This window comes from Peptoniphilus sp. (genome assembly GCF_050943655.1).
In the GTDB taxonomy this organism is placed as follows: Bacteria; Bacillota; Clostridia; order Tissierellales; family Peptoniphilaceae; genus Peptoniphilus_A.
This window is the reverse complement of the sequence record NZ_JBMNPQ010000010.1, coordinates 1-24495: the sequence shown is the minus strand read 5'-3', so window position 1 is coordinate 24495 and position 24495 is coordinate 1. Positions and strand designations below refer to the sequence as shown.

General features: G+C 32.6%; 21 protein-coding genes. 18 read left to right on the top strand and 3 right to left on the bottom strand.

Annotation, left to right across the window (positions count from 1 at the left end; translation table 11 throughout):
- Window positions 1-8: 8 nt before the first annotated feature.
- From ACOX6R_RS02145 to ACOX6R_RS02130, 4 genes are all read left to right on the top strand, one after another.
- On the top strand, window positions 9-911 hold the full coding sequence (locus ACOX6R_RS02145) for a TIGR01212 family radical SAM protein (protein ID WP_433446762.1): 903 nt from the start codon (window positions 9-11) through the stop codon (window positions 909-911).
- 2 nt (window positions 912-913) lie between these two features.
- Window positions 914-1339 carry a hypothetical protein gene (locus ACOX6R_RS02140; RefSeq protein WP_433446760.1) on the top strand — a complete coding sequence of 142 codons (426 nt, stop codon included), beginning with the start codon at window positions 914-916 and terminating at the stop codon, window positions 1337-1339.
- 98 nt (window positions 1340-1437) lie between these two features.
- On the top strand, window positions 1438-1992 hold the full coding sequence (locus ACOX6R_RS02135; protein WP_433446758.1) for a DUF6648 family protein: 555 nt from the start codon (window positions 1438-1440) through the stop codon (window positions 1990-1992).
- Window positions 1993-2106: 114 nt separating this feature from the next.
- On the top strand, window positions 2107-3087 hold the full coding sequence (locus tag ACOX6R_RS02130; protein ID WP_433446756.1) for a YeiH family protein: 981 nt from the start codon (window positions 2107-2109) through the stop codon (window positions 3085-3087).
- Window positions 3088-3130: 43 nt separating this feature from the next.
- Here the strand turns inward: ACOX6R_RS02130 and ACOX6R_RS02125 are convergent, their stop codons facing one another.
- Complete coding sequence (locus tag ACOX6R_RS02125; protein WP_433446754.1) at window positions 3131-3382, bottom strand: putative signal transducing protein; 252 nt, start codon at window positions 3380-3382, stop codon at window positions 3131-3133.
- Window positions 3383-3486: 104 nt separating this feature from the next.
- The gene (rpsD, locus tag ACOX6R_RS02120) at window positions 3487-4083 is read right to left on the bottom strand and encodes a 30S ribosomal protein S4 (RefSeq protein ID WP_433446752.1); all 597 of its coding nucleotides are present in this window, start codon (window positions 4081-4083) and stop codon (window positions 3487-3489) included.
- Window positions 4084-4279: 196 nt separating this feature from the next.
- On the opposite strand from rpsD, the gene ACOX6R_RS02115 reads away from it, so the two are divergent.
- The gene (locus ACOX6R_RS02115; RefSeq protein WP_433446750.1) at window positions 4280-5527 is read left to right on the top strand and encodes an aminopeptidase; all 1248 of its coding nucleotides are present in this window, start codon (window positions 4280-4282) and stop codon (window positions 5525-5527) included.
- Between the two features lie 96 nt (window positions 5528-5623).
- Here the strand turns inward: ACOX6R_RS02115 and ACOX6R_RS02110 are convergent, their stop codons facing one another.
- Window positions 5624-6247 (bottom strand): DUF655 domain-containing protein, encoded by a 624-nt coding sequence (locus ACOX6R_RS02110; protein ID WP_433446748.1) that lies wholly within the window; start codon window positions 6245-6247, stop codon window positions 5624-5626.
- Between the two features lie 180 nt (window positions 6248-6427).
- On the opposite strand from ACOX6R_RS02110, the gene fusA reads away from it, so the two are divergent.
- From fusA to ACOX6R_RS02045, 13 genes are all read left to right on the top strand, one after another.
- A complete protein-coding gene (fusA, locus tag ACOX6R_RS02105) occupies window positions 6428-8491 on the top strand; it encodes an elongation factor G (RefSeq protein WP_433446747.1) in 2064 nt (687 codons plus the stop codon).
- 518 nt (window positions 8492-9009) lie between these two features.
- Entirely contained in the window at window positions 9010-9462 is a 453-nt protein-coding gene (locus tag ACOX6R_RS02100) for a CtsR family transcriptional regulator (RefSeq protein ID WP_433446782.1), read from the top strand.
- A gap of 12 nt (window positions 9463-9474) precedes the next feature.
- On the top strand, window positions 9475-9981 hold the full coding sequence (locus tag ACOX6R_RS02095; protein WP_433446745.1) for a UvrB/UvrC motif-containing protein: 507 nt from the start codon (window positions 9475-9477) through the stop codon (window positions 9979-9981).
- A complete protein-coding gene (locus ACOX6R_RS02090; RefSeq protein ID WP_433446743.1) occupies window positions 9974-10954 on the top strand; it encodes an ATP--guanido phosphotransferase in 981 nt (326 codons plus the stop codon). The genes ACOX6R_RS02095 and ACOX6R_RS02090 overlap by 8 nt, the downstream gene beginning before the upstream one ends.
- The gene (locus tag ACOX6R_RS02085; RefSeq protein ID WP_433446741.1) at window positions 10951-13416 is read left to right on the top strand and encodes an ATP-dependent Clp protease ATP-binding subunit; all 2466 of its coding nucleotides are present in this window, start codon (window positions 10951-10953) and stop codon (window positions 13414-13416) included. The genes ACOX6R_RS02090 and ACOX6R_RS02085 overlap by 4 nt, the downstream gene beginning before the upstream one ends.
- Entirely contained in the window at window positions 13388-14755 is a 1368-nt protein-coding gene (gene radA / locus ACOX6R_RS02080) for a DNA repair protein RadA (RefSeq protein WP_433446739.1), read from the top strand. The genes ACOX6R_RS02085 and radA overlap by 29 nt, the downstream gene beginning before the upstream one ends.
- A gap of 132 nt (window positions 14756-14887) precedes the next feature.
- Window positions 14888-15367, top strand: coding sequence for a CarD family transcriptional regulator (locus ACOX6R_RS02075; protein ID WP_433446737.1), 480 nt, complete (start codon window positions 14888-14890; stop codon window positions 15365-15367).
- Between the two features lie 65 nt (window positions 15368-15432).
- Window positions 15433-16488, top strand: coding sequence for a PIN/TRAM domain-containing protein (locus ACOX6R_RS02070; RefSeq protein ID WP_433446780.1), 1056 nt, complete (start codon window positions 15433-15435; stop codon window positions 16486-16488).
- A gap of 129 nt (window positions 16489-16617) precedes the next feature.
- Window positions 16618-18915 (top strand): stalk domain-containing protein, encoded by a 2298-nt coding sequence (locus tag ACOX6R_RS02065; RefSeq protein WP_433446735.1) that lies wholly within the window; start codon window positions 16618-16620, stop codon window positions 18913-18915.
- 133 nt (window positions 18916-19048) lie between these two features.
- Window positions 19049-20071 (top strand): phenylalanine--tRNA ligase subunit alpha, encoded by a 1023-nt coding sequence (gene pheS, locus ACOX6R_RS02060; protein WP_433446733.1) that lies wholly within the window; start codon window positions 19049-19051, stop codon window positions 20069-20071.
- A gap of 10 nt (window positions 20072-20081) precedes the next feature.
- Window positions 20082-22457 carry a phenylalanine--tRNA ligase subunit beta gene (pheT, locus tag ACOX6R_RS02055; protein WP_433446732.1) on the top strand — a complete coding sequence of 792 codons (2376 nt, stop codon included), beginning with the start codon at window positions 20082-20084 and terminating at the stop codon, window positions 22455-22457.
- Between the two features lie 13 nt (window positions 22458-22470).
- Window positions 22471-23019 carry a cell division protein ZapA gene (zapA, locus tag ACOX6R_RS02050; protein ID WP_433446731.1) on the top strand — a complete coding sequence of 183 codons (549 nt, stop codon included), beginning with the start codon at window positions 22471-22473 and terminating at the stop codon, window positions 23017-23019.
- A partial coding sequence (locus ACOX6R_RS02045; protein WP_433446730.1) for a peptidase U32 family protein occupies window positions 23006-24495 on the top strand: 1490 nt, incomplete at its 3' end. The genes zapA and ACOX6R_RS02045, both read left to right, overlap by 14 nt.

Below are 24495 nucleotides of genomic sequence, written 5' to 3'. Positions count from 1 at the left end.
ATGATTAGATGTGCTACAGAAAATATTCTGACTTTTTAAAAGAAAAGTTTGGCGAAAAAGTTTATAAACTTCCCATTAAACTAGATCTAACTTGCCCCAATAGAGACGGGACTTGTGGATACGGCGGATGTATTTTTTGTGGCGAAGAGGGAGGAAGTTTTGAGAATAATTATGGCAGTATAAAGAGTCAGCTTCTACAAAATAAGGAACTCATTAAGAAGAAGTATAAGGCGAATAAGTATATTTCCTATTTTCAAAACTTCACCAATACTTATATGCCCATAGATGATTTTAAAGAGTCTGTTAGAGAGTCTTTAATAGAAGATGTTGTGGGTGTAAGCATTTCAACTAGACCAGACTGCTTGGGTGATGAGTATCTTGACTTCCTTGAAGAGATTAACAAAGATTATTTTGTCACAGTGGAACTTGGTCTACAAACTTCAAATTATCACAGCTTAAAAAAATTAAATAGAGGGCATAGTCTCGCAGAATTTATCGACGCGTGCATTAGACTAAAGAAGAGAAACATTAATATTTGCGCGCATATAATTATAGGTCTTCCTTGGGACGATGATTTAGACATAATAGAAACTGCAAAAATTTCAAATGTCTTGGGAGTAGACGAAGTAAAAATTCATGCCCTTTATATTGTTAATGGAACTAAATTAGGACAAATGTATAAAGAGGGCGAGATAGAAACTATTTCTTTAGAAGATTATAAAAGAAAGGTTATCCTCTTTTTAAGACACCTAAATAATGATATAATAGTTGAAAGGATAATTGGCAGAGCGCCTGAAGAAAATTCTTTATTTTGCAACTGGGACACATCCTGGTGGAAAATTAGAGATGACATCGTAAAAATAATGCAGGAGAACAATTACTGCCAAGGCGATCTAGTGAAAGGAGAATAACAATGATAAAGTATATTTTAGGAAGCAAAGGATCTGGAAAAACTAAATGGCTTATTGACAACGCAAATGAAGACATGAAAAACGGCGACGGTAACATTGCTTTCGTAGAAGTTGATGACGATCACATCTTTAGTTTAGACTACAATGTACGTCTTATAAATGCTACTGAATATAGCTTAAATTCAATTAACAGCTTTTATGGTTTTATTTGCGGACTTTTAGCAATGGATTATGACCTACACAAAATTTATATTGATGGAATATATAAAGTATTGCCACTTAATATAGAAGATTTAGAATATCTTTACAAGAGAATTTCAAAAATTCCAGATGCTGAAAATAAAGAAATTTTTATCAATGTTGATTATTTAAAATCTGACATGCCAGAATCATTATTAGAAAATTGCATAGAACTTACTAACGAATAGGTGAGAATGTGGATAAAAAATTAATTACAAGAATTATTGCTGTTATCTTAGTTGTTGCTATGGTAGTACCAGTTATTCTTAGTTTAACTTGATAAGCCTTGAAACATGTTAAGAAGAAGAGTCTGTTTGAAGATTTTTTTGAACATAGATCTTTTTTAATTATGCAGTATACCAATGGGGATTTGACGAAGAGGGAATTTTTACAAAAAAACTTTGATTACTTCGCTCTTAGAAACGCAAAACCCTATATAAAGGTAGATTCCTATGAAAAGGGAATGTACAACTATCAGTATTACAATGTAATGGCAAAGTACTACCGATCACTTGCCATTGATGTTAGAAATACAAAGAAGCACACCAGATATTACGGATACTATTTGAACCTTACGAACAAATACTATCACTTAAAAGACAAATCTGTGCTATCAATTTTAAAACTGCAAAATTTTGAAAATACAGTCTCTTATTATGTAAAATGTGAATCAAAGTCACTGAGAAATGAATTGTACGAAATAGTATTAGAAGATAAAAAAGAAGCAATTTTTCACTCAAAAGCTCCTTGGCTTTTAAATATTTTAAAAAATGAAAATATATTTGAAGATGAGATGAAGACATCGATTATCGATCAATATATTAACGAAAAATATTATTAAAATAAGACATACTTTACGAGTGTAAGTGGGGTATGTCTTTTTTGTGCGTAAAAATTGTATTTTGTGAAAAGTCGCGTATAATGTTAATGTATGCAAATTTATTAGGGAGGAATTATGAAGACAAAAGGAATTATTTTATCATTCATACTGGCCATTCCTTGCTACTTACTTGGCAAAATGTATCCTGTAATTGGCGGTCCTGTAATAGCAATAATAGTCGGCATGATTTTAAAGAGATTTGTAAAAGAAGATTACGAGGCAGGAATTAAATTTACAAGCAAAAAAGTTTTGCAGCTTGCAGTTATAATGCTTGGATTTTCTATGAATATTAATCAAGTTGTAAAAAGTGGATACGAAAGCTTGCCAGTAATTATTTCAACAATTTCAATTGCACTTATTACAGCATTTATTATGTGCAAAATACTTAAGATGGAAAGAGAAAATGCAATCTTAGTTGGAGTTGGATCATCAATTTGTGGTGGTTCTGCAATTGCTGCAACAGCACCAATTATAAATGCAGATGACGAGACTATAGCAAAGTCAATCTCAACAATATTTTTATTTAATGTAATAGCTGCTATAATTTTTCCAACACTTGGAGAATTTTTACATTTAACAAACGAAGGCTTTGCAGTATTTGCTGGAACTGCAGTAAATGATACATCATCAGTTACAGCTGCAGCAGCATCTTGGGATGCAGTACATGGTTCAAACACACTTGAGATGGCAACTGTTGTAAAACTAACAAGGACACTTGCAATTATTCCAATATCAATTATTTTATCAATTTATGAAAACAAGAAGAATAACGCAGACAAAGAATTAAATGTACTTAAGCTCATACCAAGCTTTATTTTATTCTTTGTACTATTTTCAATCCTAACTACAGTTCTTCCGTTGCCAGATGCTTTTATTTCAGGTACAAAAGTTTTATCTAAATTTTTCATAACCATGGCAATGATGGCAATTGGTCTTTCTACAGACATAGTTAATCTCATAAAAACTGGTGGAAAATCCATTGTGCTTGGATTTGTTTGTTGGATTGCAGTAACTCTTATGAGTCTTTTAATGCAAAATGTTGTGGGCTTAATTTAATACTAAAACAAAAAGACATTGGATGTGTTACCCAATGTCTTTTTTAGTCGAAGTATAGACCGTCTGTGTCATTGTCTTTCATAAAGTAGACTAGAAGCTCGTTTGCTTTATCAAAATCTTTTTCTGATACATATATGCCCTTCTCATAAAGAGAAAATCCAGATACAATCCTCATAAAGTCTCCGTCATCTTTTACGAAGTATGGGATTTCGTTATCTTCTAAAAAGGCGCATATCTCGTCAAAAATAAGTTTATTTGTCGATGTCGTTAGTTTTACATATTCGTTACTTTCCAATTATATCACCTATGTTTTTATACCCATTTTAAAATAAATGAGTCGTTTTTTTATTCTTATCTTTAAAATATGTATTAAAAAAGAGCCCGCAAAGGCTCTTTTCATTACATGTTCTTTGAGTAGAACTCAACGATTAATTGGTCTTCGATTTCTATTGGAATATCTTCCCTTTCTGGAAGAGATACTAAAGTTGCTTTAAAGTTTTCATCTTTAGAGATGTATGGATAGCTTACAACAAGGTTAGTGTTGTAGTTTTCTTTAAATAAATCAACTTTCTTTCCTCTAGCTGATAACTCAATTACATCGCCAGGTTCGCATCTGTAAGATGGAATGTTAATTTTCTTTCCATTAACAGTTACATGTCCATGGCTTACCATTTGTCTTGCTTGTCTAATTGAAGAAGCAAAACCCATTCTATAGCAAAGATTGTCTAGACGTCTTTCAAGGAAAGATACTAGGTTAGGACCAGTTTGTCCTTGAGTTCTTTGTGCTTCTTTGAAAAGATTTACGAATTGCTTTTCAAGAACACCGTAGTACGCTCTTAATCTTTGTTTTTCTAATAATTGTTTACCATATTCTGTAAGTTTTTTATCGCTTCTAGCGGTACCTCTAGTCGCTCTCTTCATTGCCTTAGGGTGACCGCAAACATTTAATCCAAGTCTTCTAGATTGCTTGAATTTTGGATCCATCATTTTTGCCATTTTATCATTCTCCTATAAATTTTCGCCGCGATAATTTATAAGCCGATGGTATTATACTAAAATTTGGCTAATTTGTAAAGACTTATCGACTTTTAATTATAAATTTTTGGGGAAATTTTTGAATTTAAAACTAATTAATAAAAATTTCTCAAAATGGATATAATAATTAGTATAGGGAATAAATAAGGAGGACGCAATGGATTTTAAAGATTTTAAAGTAGAAGATTATATAGAAAAATATTCAGAATTAATTTTAAAGATCGGACTAAAAATTAAAGAGGGCGACACTTTAGTAATAAGAGGGCCAATTGAGGCAGCTTCTTTTATTAGAACTCTAACAAAAAAAGCCTACGAACTAAACGCCAAAGAAGTTGTAATCGACTACAGAGATGCAGAAATTTCAAAACTTAAATTTAAAAACGAAAGCCTTGATGTACTAACAGATATTCCACAGCACAAGATAGATAAAGAAAATTATTACATGGACAAGAAGGCAAAATATTTATCAATAACTGGTGGAGATCCCGACGCTTTTAAAGAAGTAGATTCAGAAAAACTTCTAGAGGCAAATATTGCAAGCTCAAAGGCACTTCGAGACTTTAGCGACAAGATGATGGCAAACTTCACTTCATGGTGTGTAGTTGGCGCATCAATTGCACCTTGGGCAACAAAAGTATTCCCAAATCTTTCAGAAGAAGAGGCAGTAAGAAAACTTTGGTATGAGATTTTTAACACAGTAAGACTTTTTGAAGATGATCCTGAAGAGGCCCTAGAAAAACACATAGAAAATTTAAGTCACTATGCAAAAGTCTTAAATGAAAGCAAATTAAAAGAACTTAAATACACTTCAAAGAAGGGAACAGATCTAAGTGTTAAACTTCCAGAAAATTATATTTTTGCAGGAGCAACTGATGTCAATTCATCTGGGGAAGAATTTATCGCAAACATGCCAAGTGAAGAAGTGTTTACAGCTCCTCACAAGGACGGAGTAAACGGAATCGTATATAACACTCTTCCACTAAACTACAACGGAAATTTAATTGACGATTTTTATTTAAAATTTGAAGATGGTAAAGTTATTGATTACGATGCAAAAGTTGGCAAAGAATATTTAAGAAATATTCTAGAAACTGACGAAGACTCAAAGAGACTCGGCGAAGTTGCACTTGTCTCATACAATACTCCAATTTCAATGAGAAAAATTCTATTCTTTAACACTCTCTATGACGAGAATGCATCTTGCCACCTTGCTCTTGGAATGGCATATCCAAGTTGTATCGAAGGTGGAGAAAAAATGAGTATCGAAGAATTAAAAGAAAGAGGACTAAACTATTCACTAAGTCACGTTGACTTTATGGTTGGCGACGAAACAACAAATATTGTGGGAATAAAAGAAGACGGACAAGAGATGCAAATATTTAAAGATGGAAATTTTGTAATTTAATCTTAAATAAAATAAATTTATAAAAAAGCACCCTCTTTACTGATTTCAGTAAGGAGGGTATTTTTGTAAGGAGTAGTTAATAAATAAAAATAAAATTTAAGTTGTGATAAAGTCTTTCATGCTTTCAAATTTTTTGTCGCCGATGCCATCTACATTTTTTATATCTTCAATATTTTTAAATCTATTCTTTTCTCTGTATTCAAGTATTTTTTGTGCAGTTTTTTCACCAACACCTGGGATATTTGTAAGCGAATTAAGATCAGCTGTGTTTAAATTAATTTTTTCTGCATTCGTTGAAGAAGTGCTAGTTGAAGTCGCAATACTTGGAACTTCTTCGCCAATTTTTGGAAGATAAATTTTATCCTCATCGCTTAATTTTGCCGCAAGATTAATGGCATCTAAGTTTGCGTCATCTAAGCTCCCACCAGCTTCTTCGATTGCATCTGCAATTCTAGAGTTTGGTTTCATCTTATAGAGTCCAGGATTTTTTACAGCTCCTGATATATGTACATAAAGTTCTTCTATTTCATCTTCTTTTGTTTCAATCTGTATATCAGACTTATTTTCACTCTGTGAAAAGGATTTATCATCTGATGTATCGTAGGCGAGTAGCTCATTTTCGTATTGATCGTGTGAATTATAATATTGGTATCCAATAATTACGACTAAAATTAGTGCGAGAATATATACAAGATTTTTCTTAAAGAAATCAAAATTCATTGAAAACCTCCTAATTATCTTATTTTAATTATACTCTAAATTCCTAAATTAATAAATGACATAATTCCATTATATATTTATCACATTAAATTGATGTTTATTTAGTTTTCAAACAAAATAATTTATGTTATAATTGATACAAACGATTCCAAAAATACATATACTAGGAGGAAAAACTATATGAAAGTTTATAAGACAGCACAAGTTAGAAATCTAGCCCTCGTTGGCCACTCTGGATCAGGTAAGACAAATCTAACTGAAGCAATGCTTTTCCAAAGCGGCGCTACTAAAAGGTTAGGAAATGTTTCAGATAAAAACACTATTTCAGACTTTAGCAAAGAAGAAAAGGAAAGAGGAACTTCAATTGGTACATCTATCGTTCCTGTTGAATGGAGAAATTATAAAGTAAATATAATTGACACTCCAGGATTTATGGACTTTATTGGTGAAGCTCACGGCGCACTTAGAGCAAGTGAAGCTGCTCTTCTTGTAATTGATGCAACTAAGGGAATAGAAGTTGGAACAGAAAGAATTTGGAAATATACAGAAGAGATTGGTCTTCCTAGAATTATTTTTATAAATAAAATAGATGGAGAGAATGTTAACTTTAGAAAACTAATGGACGATCTTGAAGCATCTTTTGGTAAAAAAATCATTCCATTTTCAGTTCCGATTGGAGAAGGAGAAGACTTCATTGGAGTTACTGATGTAATTTTCCAAAAAGGATACAAATATGTAAACTCTGCTCCAGAAGAAACTGAACTTAATCACGACCAAATCAAAGCAACTGAAAGAATGTATGAAGAAATTGCAGAAGTTGTTGCTGGTTCTGACGAAGTTTTAATGGAAAAATATTTTTCAGGAGAAAAATTCACAAGAGAAGATCTTTTAAGAGGAGTTACTACAGCTTTACTTGAAGGTGACGCTGTTCCACTACTTGTAGGAAGTGGTGAAAAGGGAATTGGTATTGACATTTTATTAAATACTATCATAAACTATATGCCATCCCCAGACGATGAAAGATCTCACCAAGGATTTAGATATAAGAGTGGAGAAGAAAGAAGAGTTTCTGAAGATGACAACTTTGCAGCAGTAGTATTCAAAACAATATCTGACCCATTCTTGGGAAAAATTTCTATATTTAAAGTTTTATCAGGAATTTTAACAAAAGATACACCTATATATAATGTCAACGCAGATGCAACAGAAAAGCTAAGCGGACTTTATGTAATGCGCGGTAAAGAACAAATTGAAATAGATGAAATTTATGCAGGAGACATTGGAGCAACAGCAAAACTTGCACATACTTCAACTGGAGATACTCTATGCGACAAAGATCATGTAGTATTGTATAAAAAATTAAAACAACCTTCACCAGTTTTATTCTATGCAATTGAACCTAAGACTAAGGGCGATGAAGAAAAATTATCTATATCTTTAAAGAAAATTAAAGATGAGGATCCTTCATTTGTAATAGAAAGAAATGCAGAGACAAAACAACTTACTATTGGTGGACAAGGTAGTGTTCAATTAGACGTAATTCTTGAAAAATTAAAGAATATGTATGGAGTAGAAGTAGTAACTGTTCCATTTATAATTCCTTATAGAGAAACAATTAGAAAGAAATCTGAAGTTCAAGGTAAACACAAGAAACAATCAGGTGGAGCTGGTCAATACGGAGATGTTTGGATTAGATTTGAACCATCTGATAAGGATTTTGAATTTGATGAAGAAGTATTTGGAGGTTCTGTACCAAAGAACTACTTCCCAGCAGTTGAAAAGGGAATTGTAGAGTCAAAAGAAAAAGGTGTTCTTGCAGGTTACCCTGTAACAAACTTTAAAGCAACTCTTTACGATGGAAGTTATCACGATGTTGACTCTAACGAAATGAGTTTTAAGATTGCCGCATCACTTGCATTTAAAAAAGGTATGGAAGAGGCAGACCCTGTTCTACTTGAACCAATCATGAAGATTGAAGTACAAATTCCTGAATCATACCTTGGAGATGTAATGGGCGATATGAACAAGAGACGTGGAAGAATTCTTGGTATGGACCAAAAGGGCGACGGATCTCAAGTTCTAATTGCTGAAGCACCACAAGCAGAATTATTTAGCTATTCAATTGATCTTAGATCAATGACTCAAGGTAGAGGAACATTTACTATGGAATTTGTAAGATATGAAGAAGTTCCATCAAATATTGCTCAAGAAATAATTAACAAGAGAAAAGAAGAAGAAAAATAATAATAATTTTTTAAAAGAAGTTAGACTGAGATTTTAGACAAAGCTCAAAAAATCTTATCTCATTACAGAAATTGGAAAGTTCATACTTTTGCAAATCTGAAAATCACAAACTCGCGTACGCTCAAACAGTGTGATTTTCGGGCAATTTGCTTCAAGTTGAACTTTCTACAATTTCTTCCATAGGATAAGATTTTTGTAGAGCTTTGTTTCTTTGTCATCATTAAAAGAAGTTAGACTTAGTCTAGCTTCTTTTGTATACAATGCTTTAATTTGTATTAATTGGATATAAATACTAATGAAAGAAATAAAAATAATATTTTAAAATTATATTTATAGATTAGCCATTAATATTTTTAAAATAAAAAGCATAAAGATTAGCTATAAAAGTATAATAAATAATTATTTTTGATAAAAGTTATCTATTAGTCTTTACAATTTTTATATTATGTATTACAATGGTTAAAGATAGTCAAACTATTGTAACATTAAAGACAAAGATGGTCAAAGGATTGATTTTTATGGCAAAACTTTCTAACTCAATAGAAGAGTTTATAAATGAATTATTATTTGATGCAGGTGGATCTCTTGAAATCCAAAGATCTCAAATATCTGATCATTTTAACTGCGCACCGTCGCAAATAAATTACGTTTTAACTACAAGATTTACACCCATAAAAGGATATTATGTTGAGTCCAGGCGGGGCGGCGGAGGATTTATAAGAATCGTCAAAGTAAATCTTGAAGATGAAACAGATACATTAGAATTATTTTATGAATATATTGGAGATTCAATAACAAAAGACAAGGCAGATGACTTGCTACTTGAGCTTTATCGAATAGACAAGGTCACAAAAAAAGAGATGGAACTCATGAGAGTTGCATTGTCTGACAGGGCACTTTACGAAAGTGAAAATAAAAATACACTAAGGGCAAATTTGCTAAAGAATATGCTATTAGTAGTTTTTAGTTGAGGAGGAAATAATATGCTATGTGATGTATGTAAAGAAAGAGAATCAGTAATTTCCTACACTAAAATAAATGAAAATAAAGTTGAAGAGGTTCATCTATGCGAAGTATGCGCTGAAAAGAAATTTAAGATGGACTTCGCAACTTATCAAGATATAATGCCAAAGATTGAAGATGTGTTAAGAGGAATTCTAAGACTTGGCCCACAATACCACGAAGATGAAGAAATTGCCTGTGAGTATTGCAATAGAACTTTTACAGAATTTAAAAACACTGGCGTCTTGGGATGTCCTCGTTGTTATAAAGCTTTTGAAAAAGAATTTGACAAATATCTTAACGCATTAAATTTAAAAGATGGATATAAGGGTAAGATACCTAAGAATGCAGATGAACATTTATCGTTTAATAGGAAATTAAATGAATTAAAATCTAAGCTAGATATTGCCGTAAGTATGGAAGAATATGAAAAGGCAGCTGAGCTTAGAGATGAAATAAAAGAATTAAAGGAAGAGAAAAATGTCTGAAGTTATAATTGGAAATCAAATAAAGTTATACAGAAACTTGGATTCCCACAACTTTAATATTAAAGCAGATGATGAAGAGTTAAAAGAAATTTATGAAACTCTTTCTGATGCGGCAGCTTCTATAGGCTATGAAGAAGTATCTTTAAATGAACTTTCTTCTCTACAAAGACTTAAGCTTGTTGAAGAGGGCAAGTTTAGCAGCAATTTTTTAGACAGAAAACACAAAGGATTTTTCCAAAAGGAGAATATGCCAGATATTGTGATAAATGGCTTGGAACATTTGGAGATTAGAGAGTTTTCAAGAGACAAGTCTTTAGATGAAATATTTAAAAATGTTTATGAAGTTGAAGATAAGCTAGAAGATAAAGTTAGCTTTTCTTTTGATCCAAAGTTTGGATATTTAACTTCAAGAGTTTTAAATACAGGAACTGGCCTTAGACCACAGGTGATACTACACTTGCCAGCACTTAATTATTTTGGTATGGAAGAAATTTCTAAAGGTCTTATGAGACTTGGGTATGTCTTGATGCCATATAGAAGTGGCGCAGGCAGAAATGCTGGATCTGTCTATACTTTAACTTTTGAGTCAACTTTTGGTGATGAAGAAGACTTTTATATAAATAAGCTAAATATGATTACAAAAGAAATTACAGATATAGAATTAGAGAATAGGAAGAGATTTTATTTAGACAATATAATTCAATTGGAAGACTTGGTAAATAGAAGTTTTGGAATGTTATCAAGTGCAAGAATATTATCGGAAGAAGAGATGAAAGATGCCATGAGCAACATTAAATTAGGTACAGAGCTATCTATTTTAAAGCCTAATCGCAAAATTGATTTTTACGATGAGGTAATGAAGCTTAAAAATGGACATCTACAAATTGAGAGGGGTGCAATTCTAGATATTAAGTCGCGAGATATATTGCGAGCAAATAAATCTAGAGCTCTCATGAAGGAGGTTTTCAAATGAGTATGTTTGGAAGATTTAGTGAAAAGTCTCAGAAAGCAATACTTTTTGCTCAACAAGAAGCTAGAGAGCAAAGACATTCATATATTGGATCTGAGCATTTACTTTTAGGGATAATTAGAGAAGGAACTGACACTGGAGCCCACATTTTATCTAAACTTGGAATAGATTATAATAGGGCAAAAGAAGCAGTAGTAGATATTGTAGCACAAGGTCAAGGACCTGTTATGAATTCAATTGCCTACACTCCAAGGACAAAGAGAATTTTTGAAATTGCCTTTGAACTTTCAAGAGAGATGGGCGAAAATACAGTCTCTACACAACACCTACTTCTTGCAATCTTAAGAGAAGGACAAGGAGTTGCAATTCTAGTTCTAAAAAGACTTGGAATTGATGTAGAAAACTTGGAAAATGAAATTTTAAATAATTTTGAAGATTATGCTGAAGAGGCGGAAAGTGGAAATGCGTCTACTGAGGCTCTTGAAAAATATACAGTTAATTTAAACGAAGAAGCCAAAGCTGGAAAGATTGATCCAGTAATTGGTAGAGAAGAAGAGATAAAAAGAATTATCCAAGTTCTATCACGTAGAACTAAAAATAACCCAGTTCTAATAGGTGAACCTGGAGTTGGTAAAACTGCTATAGCAGAAGGACTTGCACTACAAATAGTAAGTGGCAATGTTCCACAAATAATGAAGGATAAAATAATTTTAAACCTAGATGTTTCAGCAATAGTTGCAGGTTCAAAGTACAGAGGTGACTTTGAAGAAAGACTAAAAAATGTCACAACAGAAGCTTCACAAAACAAAAACATCATTTTATTTATAGATGAAATGCATGTGCTAATGGGAGCTGGAGCCGCAGAAGGTTCACTTGATGCTTCAAATATTTTAAAACCAATGTTGACAAGAAAGACAATTCAAATAATTGGTGCAACAACAACTGAAGAATATAGAAAACACATTGAAAAAGACCCAGCTTTTGAAAGAAGACTAATGCCAATTATGGTAAATGAACCATCAATTGAAGATTCTATAGAAATATTAAAAGGTCTTAGAAAAAAATACGAAGAACATCACAAAGTTGTGATAAGTGACGAAACACTAGAAGCTGCTGTCAAGTATTCTGACAGATATTTAAACGACAGATACTTGCCAGATAAAGCCATTGACTTAATAGATGAAGCAAGTTCAAAATTAAAGATTGAATCTTACAAGGCACCTGAGTTTGAAGATGAGTATAAAGAAAAACTTGAAAGTGTTGAAGACAAAAAGAACAATGCAGTAAAAGATCAAGATTATGAACTTGCGGCCAACTTAAGAGATGAACAAAAGAAACTTGAAGAAGAATATAAATTGGCACTAGATAAGTTTAATGAAGAAGAGTCTAAAAAAGAAGTTACACCTGAGCATATTGCAAAAATAGTTTCTGATTGGGCAAAAATTCCAGTTACAGAAATGACTGAAGAAGAAACTGTAAAACTTAAAAATCTTGACACAAATCTAATGAAAAGTGTAAAGGGACAAGACGATGCAGTAATTACACTTTCTAAAGCTGTAAAAAGAGCAAGAATTGGACTTAAAGACCCAAATAAACCAATTGGTTCATTTATATTCGTTGGTCCAACTGGTGTAGGTAAAACATTCCTTGCAAAAAATCTTGCCAAAAACTTATTTGGACGTGAGGACAATTTAATAAGACTTGACATGTCAGAATATATGGAAAAGCACTCTGTCTCTAAACTTATTGGTTCTCCTCCAGGATATGTAGGATTTGACGAAGGTGGACAACTTACTGAGCTTGTGAGAAGCAATCCTTATTCAGTAATATTATTTGATGAGATTGAAAAAGGACACCCTGACGTATTTAATATTTTGCTTCAAATCCTTGATGAGGGAAGACTTACAGACTCTCAAGGAAGAACTGTAAACTTTAAGGACACAGTTATTATAATGACATCTAATGTTGGAGCTAATATGCTTGCTAAAAATTCAGTTTTAGGATTTTCAACTTCACCTGAAGAAGAAAAGAAAAGCGAATATGAAAACATGAAAGACATCATTAACGAAGCCCTTAAAGATAGATTTAGACCAGAATTTTTAAACAGAGTCGATGAAATAGTTGTATTTAAACCTCTAGAAAAAGATGGAGTTAAAGATATCGTCGATAATCTACTATCTGATGTAGACGAAAGACTTAGAGAGATGAATATAACAGCTGAGTATTCAAATAAACTTAAAAATTATATAATTGAAAAAGGATATGACAAAGTTTACGGAGCAAGACCTCTTGCAAGAACTATTAGAAAATTAGTAGAAGATGACATTGCAGACGAATATCTAGAAGGGAACATCAAATCAGGAGATAAGGTCTCAATTGATGTTAAATATAACAAAGTTGTAATAAAAAAATCTAACAAGGATAATAATAAGAAAAATGAAGAAAAAGACAGTATATCAGTGTAAAGAATGTGGATATATTTCACATGGATTTTTGGGGAAATGCCCAAACTGCAACTCTTGGAACACACTTGAAGAAGTAGAAGAAAGTGGCAGCACAAGTAAAAATAGAAAAAAATCTAATAAAGAAGCACTGCGTCTTAAAGAAGTTGAAATCTCAAGAGATGATAGAGTTTTAACTGGAATAGAAGAATTTGACAGAGTCATGGGCGGCGGAATCGTCCGTGACTCTGTCAGCATACTTACTGCAAAGCCAGGCGCCGGGAAGTCCACACTTCTCATGCAAGTATCTCAGAGCCTTGCAGAAAAGGGATTTAAAGTTTTGTATTCATCAGGAGAAGAATCTGAGACACAAATAAAAATGAGGGCAAAGAGAATTTTAAAGGAGCTCTCTGAAAATATTTGGGTCTATTCCACTACATCTTTAAATTCTGTTTTGGATCAGGTTGAAAAGATTGATCCAGATTTTATAATAATTGACTCTATTCAGACATTTACTCTCGACGAATTTCCACAAAGACCAGGAACTCCAACTCAGACCATGGAATGTGCCTATAAGATGACAGAAGTTGCAAAAAATATCAATAGACCGCGAATGGTATTTATGATTGGCCAGATGACTAAAGAGGATCAGCTTGCAGGAGTTAGAAGTCTTGAACACTTAGTAGATACAGTAGTACTAATAGATGGCGACTCATCAGAAGACTTGCGTTCTCTTTTGACAACTAAAAATAGATACGGCTCAACGGGAGAGATTGGATTTTTCAGTATGACTGAAGAGGGGATGGTCTCCATAGATAATCCGTCAGAATATTTTATGACAAAAAGAGAAAGGGATAGCTCTGTTGCTGGTTCGTCGCTTTCTGTAATTAGAGAAGGCACAAGGCCAATAATTTTAGAAACTGAGGCTCTTACATCAAAATCATTTTTGCCCTATCCATCGAGAATTTCAGAGTGCATAAGGCGAGAGCATTTAAACACACTAGTTTCCATTTTAGAGGAGAGAGCTGGGGTTAAATTCATGGACAAAAATATTGTCGTAAAGACGACGGGCGGAATTAAATTAAAAGAGCAGGCTTCAAACTTATCAGTTATGGTGTCTATTGTGTCTTCAGTTTTAAATAAACCTGTGCCATATAATTCAGTCTTTATTTCAGATGTTGGACTTACAGGAGAACTTAAAAATGTGCCAAGTCTCGAGATGCGACTTAAAGAAGCCGAAAGAATGGGCTATACCAAGGCATTTATTTCAAAGTATTCTAATATAAAAGAAGATAATTTTGATAAATTAAAGATTATAAAAGTCTCTCATATTTCAGAACTCATCGACTTGGTTTTTAATTAAATTACATTTTAAAAATAAAATTAAAAATACTTCAAATAACCTTTGCAAAACTTTAGTTTCTGTGGTATATTATTAAGTTTACTTTATCATGCATATTTGATATACTAGTAATGGGACACTAGGAGGTATTATATGTTTGAGATTGGTGATAAGGTCGTTTACCCTATGCATGGCGCTGGTATAATCGTAGCAATAGAGGAAAGAGAAATCTTAGGAGATATCCATAAATACTACATTTTGAAACTGCCCATTAATCAGTTAAAAGTTATGGTCCCTGTAAAAACTGCCGACAAACTGGGTGTTAGAGAAATTACAACAGTTGATGAGATGGACAAAGTTCTTGATGAACTCTCTTCCGATGAAAAAATTGAAGTTCCTAAAAATTGGAACAGAAGGTATAGACATAATTTTGAAAAGATTAAGTCTGGAAATTTAATTGAAATCGCCGAAGTGGTTAAATGTTTGGAAAGTCTTGATCAAAAGAAATCATTGTCCACAGGCGAGAGAAAAATTTTAACAGAAGCAAGGCAGATCATAGCTTCGGAAATGGCTTTAGTTTACGATAAAGATATTTCAGAGGTCACAATGATTATTAATAAAGCCTTGAGTTAGGAGGGATTTTTATTAGCAATAACCGAAAGGTTGTATCCGCTATTTTTAAAGTATTATTTACTTTGATTGGAGCAGTCGTCGGTACATTAGTACTTAATTTAGTTAAAGACTTTGAGCCCTTAACAACAATTACTAATTCAAAGGTCGTAGTAGCTATATATATAGCTGTCATTTTGTTATGTGCACTTATATTTTATTTATTATCGCCAAAGGTGTTAAAAGCTTTGGAAGACCTTTTAAATGTATGGGAAACTGAAATCCAAACAAGACCATTTTCAGAAGTTCTTATGGGAGCTGTTGGTCTTATAATCGGGTTTATAATTGCTTTTTTGATATCTCAACCTATTTACAAAATACCAATACCATATGTGGGGGCTGTCATTTCTATAGTCCTGTATGGGATGTTTGGATTTTTGGGGACAAGAATTGGGATGTCCAACAAGGATGCAATTTCTGAAAAATTTAGAGTAGCTTTATCGAATAATAAAAAGACAGTTAAGTCGAAAGATAAGGCGAAGGAGTACGATGGTGTGCCAAAAATTTTAGACACATCTGTAATTATTGACGGAAGAGTTTTGGACATTGCGAAGAGTGGATTTTTAGAAGGACCACTTGTCGTGCCAGTATTCGTATTAGAAGAGTTGCAACATATTGCCGACTCCTCAGATTCTTTAAAGAGAAATAGAGGTAGGAGGGGACTTGATACAGTTGCAGCAATTAAAGAACTAAAAAACATCTCAGTTATAATTTTTGAAGGCAAGTACGAAAACATCCCAGAAGTTGATTCGAAATTACTTAAACTTACTAGTGATTTAGGTGGAAAAATTGTCACTAATGATTTTAATTTAAACAAAGTTGCCAGAGTGCAAAATTTAGAAGTTTTAAACATAAATGCACTGGCAAATGCAGTTAAGCCTGCTTATCTTCCAGGAGAAGAGATGCGAATCCAAGTTGTAAAAGAGGGCAAGGAGCTTAATCAAGGACTTGCATACTTAGACGACGGAACAATGATTGTTGTTGAAAATGGAAAGGACTTAATTGGAGATACTGTAGATGTTGTTGTTACCAGCGCACTTCAAACTTCTGCAGGTAAGATGATTTTTGCAAAACCAATTGAATAGGATTAAAGAGAAATGCATTAGTGCATTTCTTTTTTTGATTAAGATTTTATTACAAGTTGGCGAAAGTTTTAAAATTAAGGCAAAATTGTTTTATACTTGATGTTGAAATAAAAACTAAAGGGTGATTAAATGTTTGATAAAATTAAAAAATCATTTTTAATTTTACTCGTACTTATAACGACAGTGACGATAAATGTTTTTGCTGAAAACAAATTATTATTTCAAGAGGAGATAGCTCCAGGCGTTATAAGATACCAGTATCAAATTAATAATGGATCGAAGAAAGCAAGGGCAAATGTAGTAAAGGTCGATTTAAATAATCCTTATATAAAAATAAATACTGTTGCGGGAAAGGGAACTTACACAAATAAGGCCACAGTTTCTCAAATGGGAAATAGAACTAATGCAGTGGCACTTGTAAACGGAGACTTTTTCTCTATGCAGCTTCAAGGTGTGCCACTTGGTGCATCAATGATTGATGGAGATTTAAAATCATCTCCAGCTGTACTTACAGATATTTGGACCTTTGGAATTGATACAAATAACAAAGCTTTCATTGATCTTACAAAGTTCAATGGAAAGGTAACAGCTCCAAATGGAAATTCTTATCCAATAGCTGGACTTAATAAGGCGTCTTATTGGTATCAACCATCAAAAGAATATTCTCACGAATCAAAAATTCAAATGTATGATTCTTTTTGGTCATCTAAATCAAGAGGCGACAAGACTGCAGGAGAAGTTTTACTTTCAAAGGACAATGTAGTTGAACAAATCGTATTTAGAAAAAATATCGATATGGCAATCCCACAGGGCAAAAAAGTTCTTCAAGTAAGTGGCGGATCTGAAAGATTTATAAGAGACAATGTAAAAGTTGGAGATAAATTAAATATCACAACAAGCGTTGAACCAAATAGAAGTTGGAAGATGATGATCGGTGGACACGCTCTACTTGTGGAAAATGGAGCAGTTAAAAATTATACAAAGGACATTAACTCCATAGGAGGCACTCGTGCAAGAACTGCTGTAGGAATTTCTCAAGACGGCAAGACTGTCTACATTGCATCAGTGGAAGGAAGGACAAAAAGATCAAGCGGCGCAAGCCTTCCAGAATTATCAAGATTTATGCTTGACCTTGGTTCATACAAAGCCATGAACTTAGACGGTGGCGGATCAAGTGCCATGGTCGTAAGAGAACTTGGAAATATAAACAGAACTCGCGTTACAAATCCTGAAAGAAATGCAGGAGAAAGAGCCGTAGTAAATGGACTTGGAGTCTTTAACACTACTAAAAACACTGGTGTAATTGTTAATGGAAAATTAGATGGAGAAACTAATTTAATTGTTGGTGAGCAAACTGATTTTACATTTAAATCTGCTTGGGATGCTTATCTAAATCCAATCGACATAAAAAATAGAAATTACACACTTAAAGAAAATTCAAACGGACAAAACATTTTAAATGGAAGAACTTATCTTGCGTTGACACCAGGAAGTTTTAAACTTAATCTAACAACTGATAAGGGAGAAAGTTTTTCTAAAGACATTAATATTTCTGATATAAATTCTTATAAAAGTATAAGTGCAAAATCTGACAAGATGCAGATAAAAGAAGGAGATCTTTTAACTCTAACAATAGAAGGAAAGTATAACAACAAAAATATTAAAATCTCACCAAGAGTTGCAAAATTTGAATTCCAAGATCTTGACGCGTCAGTTGATCCAAATAACTTTAAGATAAAAGTAAATAAAATTTATGACAATCCAAAAATTAAAGTAATTGTTGGAGATAAATCTTCTGAGGTAGCTCTTTTTGACAAAGATTCTAAGGTTATAAAGATGCAGGTTGGAAGTTTAAACTACAGCGTAGATGGCAAAGCGCTTAAGCTTGATTCAAAACCATTTATCAAAAATTCAAGAACTCTTGTGCCAGTTAGATTTATTGTTGAGGCAATTGGTGGAGAGGTAGAATGGGATAATGCAAATAGAATTGTAAATATAAATAGCAATGGAAATACAATTAAACTCCCAATAAATTCAAAAACTATTACAGTTAATGGAGAGGAAAAATCCATCGACCAAGCAGCTATTATTTCTGGAGACAGGACATTTGTGCCAGTTAGATTTGTTGCAGAGTCTCTTAACATGAATGTAAGCTACAATGACAAGACTCGTGAAATTTTAATTATCTCTAAAAAACAAAAGGCTGCTCAAGCTATAGAAAATAAAACTGAAAACTTAGACGATGCAGCTAAAAATAATTTAAATAACGCAGGCGAAAATGTTAAAAACAGTGAAGAGATAAAAAATAATCAAAATACAAATGCAAATGAAAAAAAAGCAGTTGAAAACAACAACTCAAAGGAACAAATTCAAAATGAAGCTTCAAACACAAATGAAGTTTCAAATGATTCACTTGTATTTGATTAAAAAATAATTGGAGGGGCGACCCTCCTTTTTATTTAAGATAAAAACATTAGCAAACGTTTAAAAAATGAGATTTTAGAAGAACACAATGGTTTAAGTTATGTTATAATTGTTATACTACGAATTGGAGGTTACCATGAAGGAAAAGTTACTTAGCATAAAAGAAGAGTCAAAAACTCTAATAGAAAGTGCTAACACAATTAAAGAAATAGATGATTTGAGAGTAAAGTACCTAGGCAAAAAGGGAGAGATAACTTCTATCTTAAAGGGAATGAAGGATCTTTCCAAAGAAGAAAGACCTGTTATGGGTGCTTTAGCTAACGAAGTACGTGAAGAAATCGAAAAATTAATTGAAGACAAAAAAGAAGAAGTAAACAAAATTCTTCTAGACAAAAAACTACACGACGAAAGAATCGACGTCACTTTAAAGACAGACAACATTATTTTGGGTCACAGACATCCGCTTAAAAAGACACTAGAGGACTTGGAAGATTTATTCTTTCACATGGGATTTACAGTTTATGATGGACCGGAAATAGAAACTGTAGAAAATAACTTCGATCTTCTAAATGCACCAAAAGATCACCCATCTCGTGATATGTCAGACACTTTTTATTTTGACAAAAATACAATACTTAGATCACAAACATCACCTGTACAAATTAGAGCGATGAAAGAACACGGAGCTCCTATTAGAATGGTTTGTTCAGGTAGAGTATTTAGATCAGATGAAGTTGATGCGACTCACTCTCCAATGTTTCACCAATTAGAAGGTCTTGTTGTAGATGAGAATATATCTCTTGCAAACTTAATCGAGACACTAAATTATTTCGTAAAGACATTCTTTGGTGAAGACATGAAGACAAGATTTAGACCACATTATTTCCCATTCACAGAACCAAGTCTTGAAGTAGATACAACTTGTTTTAACTGTGGTGGCAAGGGCTGTCCAAGCTGTGCTGGAACTGGTTGGAGCATGGAACTTTTAGGTGGAGGAATGGTTCACCCTAATGTTCTTAGAAATTGCGGAATTGATCCTGAAAAATATTCTGGATTCGCATTTGGAATGGGAATTGACAGGATTGCAATGGTCAGATATCAAATAAATGATATTAGAATGATGTTTGACAATAACAAGAAATTTTTAGAACAATTTTAAGGAGGACCAAATGTTATTACCTATCAAGTGGTTAAAAGATTACATTGATTTTGACATAGATGTTAAACACTTAGCCGATGGATTATCTAACTCTGGATCTCATGTTGAATCAATTATAGAAAACGAAAATGGCGTTAAGAATATAATTACAGGAAAAATTGAAAAAATAGAAAAACATCCACAAGCAGATAAGCTTGTGATATGCGATGTAAATGTTGGAGATAAAAATTTACAAATTGTAACAGGTGCTCCAAATGTTTTCGAAGGGGCAATAGTTCCTGTTGCAGTAGACGGTGCAGTTATAGCAAATGGAACTGAGATAAAAAAAGGAGAGCTTCGCGGAGTAGAATCTAATGGGATGCTTTGTTCATTAGAAGAACTTGGTTTTTCTTCTTCAGTTGTGCCAAAAGAATCAAAAGATGGAATTTATATTTTCCCAGAAGAAGTAAAACTTGGCGAAGATGTTGTCAAGTTACTAAATATGGACAGTGAAGTTTTGGAACTTGAAATCACACCAAATAGACCAGACTGCTTAAGCATTGTTGGAATGGCAGTTGAAACTGCTGCAACTTTTGATTTAAAAAGAAAAGCACATGAAATAAAAGTTAACAATGAATCTGATGATATTAAAAATTATCTCGAAGGCATAGAAATAGAAACTGATAACTGCAAGAGATATTATGGACGCGTTTTAAAAAATTTAGAAATTAAACCATCTCCACTTTGGCTACAAACTTACTTAATGCAGGCAGGCATAAGACCAATTTCAAATATCGTTGACCTTACAAATTTCGTAATGTTAGAACTAGGTCAACCACTTCACGCCTTTGACTTAGATGAACTTAAAAATAAAAAAATATTAGTTAGACAAGCCCGAGATGGAGAAGTTACAAAAACTCTTGACGATGAAGAGAGAAAATTGACAAGCGGAGATATTGTCATAACTGATAGCGAAGAAATTTTAGCAGTAGCTGGAGTAATGGGAGGACTTGATTCTGAAATTACTTCTAAAACAACAACAGTGCTATTAGAAGGGGCAAACTTTAACAAAGAAAATATCAGAAAAACTTCTAGAAGACTAGGACTAAGAAGTGAATCTTCAGCAAGATTTGAAAAGGGAATTTCAGAAACTCTTGCAAAAGAAGCAGTTGATAGAGTTTGTGAATTAGTAGAAGAACTTAAAATTGCAGAAGTAGTTGGCGGAAACTTCGATGCACAAAACTCTGTCATAGAAGATAAATCTGTAAAACTTAGAAAAGAAAAATGCAACAAGCTAATTGGAATTGAGCTTTCTATTGAAGAAATTGCTGCAATTTTAAATAGACTAGAGATAGAAACTGAAATTAAAGGCGACTATTTAATTGCAAAGATTCCTTCAGCTAGACTTGATCTAAATATCGAAGAAGATTTAATCGAAGAAGTAGCAAGGATTTATGGTTACCAAAATATAAAGCCTCAAAAACTTGCAGGAACTTTAACGGTTGGAGACAAGCCTAAATTTAGAAATGTTGAGAGCAAATTAAAAAATATTTTATTTGGACTAGGATTTTCTGAATTTATGACTTATTCATTTATAAGTCCTGATGCTTATAAAAAATCAAATTACGAAGAAGACGAAGATAAAATAATTAAAATTTTAAACCCACTAGGTGAAGATTATTCTGTAATGAGGACAACTCTTGTGCCATCAATGATTGAGTCTTTAGCTAAAAACTATGCCCGTGGCAATGAAAATGTTGGTGGATTTGAAATTGGAAACACTTTTGTTCCAACTGATGGAGAACTTCCTACTGAAAATTTAAAACTTTGCATGGGATTTTATGACATTGGAGATTTCTATTATTTAAAAGAATCAATTGAAAAGTCACTTTGGTATTTGGGAATCGAAAAGCTTGAAACTTTAAGAGTTAAAAAATCTTTCCTACATCCAGGTAGATCAGCTGAAATATTTTTAGATGGAACATCTCTTGGTGTAATGGGAGAAGTTCACCCAGAAGTTCTTAAAAATTACGGACTAAAGAAGAGAGCTTATATTGCAGAGCTTGATTTCGAAAAAATTGTAGATAGCACAATCGATAATTATTTATATAAAGAAATGCCAAAATTCCCAACAATGAAGCGTGACTTTGCCTTTGTAATGGATAGAGATATAGACTCTGTTGAACTTGAAAATATTTCAAGAAAGCATGGAAAAGATCTACTTGAATCATTTAAAGTATTCGACATCTACGAGGGAGAAAATATAGAAGAAGGCAAGAAGTCTGTTGCTTTCTCACTAATTTTTAGAGCACCTGATAGAACTCTTGAAGATGCAGAAGTTACAGAAATTTCTGATAAAATTGTGGCAGATATTGAAAAGGATCTTGATGCAAAACTAAGATCATAAATGGAGGAATAAAATGTCAGATAAAAGAATTGAAGTAACCATAGATGGCATGAAATTTTATGTGCGTGGCAATGATAACGAAGACTATGTAAAAAATCTGGCACAAAACTTGGATGAGAAAATCAAAAGCACTTACAATAGCAACTATAGATTAAATCAGGTACAATCCATAATACTTTGTGCTTTAAACATTTTAGATGACTTTGAAAAATTAAAGGCTGACAAAATAGATATTGATTCCATGGAAGTAGATGAAAAATCTATGGTTGAAAAAATTGAAGAAATTCAAAAGTTAAACAAAAGAATTGAAGAGCTTGAAAAGGACAACAAAAATTCTTTTTCAAAGTATTCAGATTTAAAATTAAAAGAAAAAGAAATTGATGAAAAGCTTAAAAAAGCTAATCAATCAAATGTAGATAAGACAAAAGAAATAGCTACATTAAAAGAAGATATAAATAAATACAGAGAACAAATAAAAGAATTAGACGAAAAGCACAACAATGCACAAAGAAGAATTATCGATTTGTCTAGAGAGTTAGAAAGTCTTTATGATGAGAAATAGATATGAAATATTAGCACCTGCAGGTAATATGGCCGCACTTGAGGCGGCAGTTATAGCAGGTGCTGATGCCGTTTATTTGGGATCAAGTGAATTTTCTGCAAGGGCCAAGGCAAAGAACTTTAATATTGAAGAATTAAAGCGAGCTGTAAAGTTTGCACATCTTAGAAATATAAAAATTTTCGTTACAATGAATATTTTAATTTCTGATGATGAGATGGACGATGCTCTTAAGCTTGTCGGTAAGCTTTATGATATTGGAGTGGACGCACTGATAGTTCAGGACTTTGGACTTGCAAAAGAGATAAGAGAAAATTTTTCTGATTTTGAAATTCACGCTTCCACACAAATGGCTGTAAATAATTATTACGGTGCATTATTTTTAAAAGAGTTTGGTTTTTCTCGAGTGGTGCTTGCAAGAGAGACTCCAATTTTTGAAGTTCTAAAAATTAAAGAACTTGGAATTGAGATAGAGACATTTATTCATGGAGCTTTATGTGTAAGTTATTCTGGAGAGTGTCTCATGAGCTCTATGATTGGGGCAAAGTCCGGCAACCGTGGCGAATGTGCACAGGCCTGCAGAAAAGCTTATGAAATTTATGACCTAGATAAGAATCTTTTGGCAGATAAAAAATACTATCTTTCTCCAAAGGATTTAAACACTCTTGATTCAGTTAAAGACATGATTGATGCGGGAGCCTATTCGTTAAAAATTGAGGGCAGGATGAAAAATCCAGAGTATGTCTATACAGTTGTAAGTGCATACAAAAAGGCAATCGAAGGTGGACTTACAGGTGATGATAAAAAAGATGTGACGGTGGCCTTTAACAGAGGTTTTACTAAAGGACTCTTTAACGGAGACTTTGGAAGAGATTTTATATCTTATGATAGACCTGACAATAGAGGAATTGAAATTGGAAGAGTCATCTCTAATAGCGGAGGATTTACAACTGTAAAATTTTTTGAAGATGTATATCCCGGCGATGGAATTGAATTTAAAAGAGATGGCAGAACTTTTGGGATAAGATCAGATAAATTCTTTGAGAAAAATAAAAACCATTCTATAAAACTTCCAAAAATACCAGATAATGAGAGCACAATTAATAGAACTTTTTCAGTTGAGTGGAAAGAAGATGTTGATAGAAAGCTAAATGAATACGAGTACAAAGTTCCAATAGATATAAAAGTAAAAATAAAAATTGGAAAAAAACCTGAAATATTTGGAGAAGCTGAAAATCTAGAAGCTAATTTTGTATTAGATGAGACAATTGATGTGGCGAAAAATTCACCAATTACGACTGACAAGATAGAAGAAAATATTTCAAAGCTCGGTGATACAATTTTTAAAATTAGAAATTTAGAGATTGATTTAGAGGATAAATCCTTCATGAGAATTTCTTCTATAAACGCTCTAAGACGTGGACTTGTTGAAAAATTAGAAAAAGAAATTTTAGATAGGAATTTAAATAGAAGAGATAT

Excerpts from the sequence above, each read along its gene's own strand:
- fusA (WP_433446747.1), top strand. The coding sequence starts at position 6,428 with ATGAAAGTTTATAAGACAGCACAAGTTAGAAATCTAGCCCTCGTTGGC.
- pheS (WP_433446733.1), top strand. The coding sequence starts at position 19,049 with ATGAAGGAAAAGTTACTTAGCATAAAAGAAGAGTCAAAAACTCTAATA.
- ACOX6R_RS02115 (WP_433446750.1), top strand. The coding sequence starts at position 4,280 with ATGGATTTTAAAGATTTTAAAGTAGAAGATTATATAGAAAAATATTCA.
- rpsD (WP_433446752.1), bottom strand. The coding sequence starts at position 4,083 with ATGGCAAAAATGATGGATCCAAAATTCAAGCAATCTAGAAGACTTGGA.
- ACOX6R_RS02100 (WP_433446782.1), top strand. The coding sequence starts at position 9,010 with ATGGCAAAACTTTCTAACTCAATAGAAGAGTTTATAAATGAATTATTA.
- ACOX6R_RS02075 (WP_433446737.1), top strand. The coding sequence starts at position 14,888 with ATGTTTGAGATTGGTGATAAGGTCGTTTACCCTATGCATGGCGCTGGT.
- ACOX6R_RS02140 (WP_433446760.1), top strand. The coding sequence starts at position 914 with ATGATAAAGTATATTTTAGGAAGCAAAGGATCTGGAAAAACTAAATGG.
- radA (WP_433446739.1), top strand. The coding sequence starts at position 13,388 with ATGAAGAAAAAGACAGTATATCAGTGTAAAGAATGTGGATATATTTCA.
- zapA (WP_433446731.1), top strand. The coding sequence starts at position 22,471 with ATGTCAGATAAAAGAATTGAAGTAACCATAGATGGCATGAAATTTTAT.
- ACOX6R_RS02065 (WP_433446735.1), top strand. The coding sequence starts at position 16,618 with ATGTTTGATAAAATTAAAAAATCATTTTTAATTTTACTCGTACTTATA.
- ACOX6R_RS02095 (WP_433446745.1), top strand. The coding sequence starts at position 9,475 with ATGCTATGTGATGTATGTAAAGAAAGAGAATCAGTAATTTCCTACACT.
- ACOX6R_RS02090 (WP_433446743.1), top strand. The coding sequence starts at position 9,974 with ATGTCTGAAGTTATAATTGGAAATCAAATAAAGTTATACAGAAACTTG.
- ACOX6R_RS02085 (WP_433446741.1), top strand. The coding sequence starts at position 10,951 with ATGAGTATGTTTGGAAGATTTAGTGAAAAGTCTCAGAAAGCAATACTT.
- ACOX6R_RS02130 (WP_433446756.1), top strand. The coding sequence starts at position 2,107 with ATGAAGACAAAAGGAATTATTTTATCATTCATACTGGCCATTCCTTGC.
- ACOX6R_RS02110 (WP_433446748.1), bottom strand. The coding sequence starts at position 6,247 with ATGAATTTTGATTTCTTTAAGAAAAATCTTGTATATATTCTCGCACTA.
- pheT (WP_433446732.1), top strand. The coding sequence starts at position 20,082 with ATGTTATTACCTATCAAGTGGTTAAAAGATTACATTGATTTTGACATA.
- ACOX6R_RS02145 (WP_433446762.1), top strand. The coding sequence starts at position 9 with ATGTGCTACAGAAAATATTCTGACTTTTTAAAAGAAAAGTTTGGCGAA.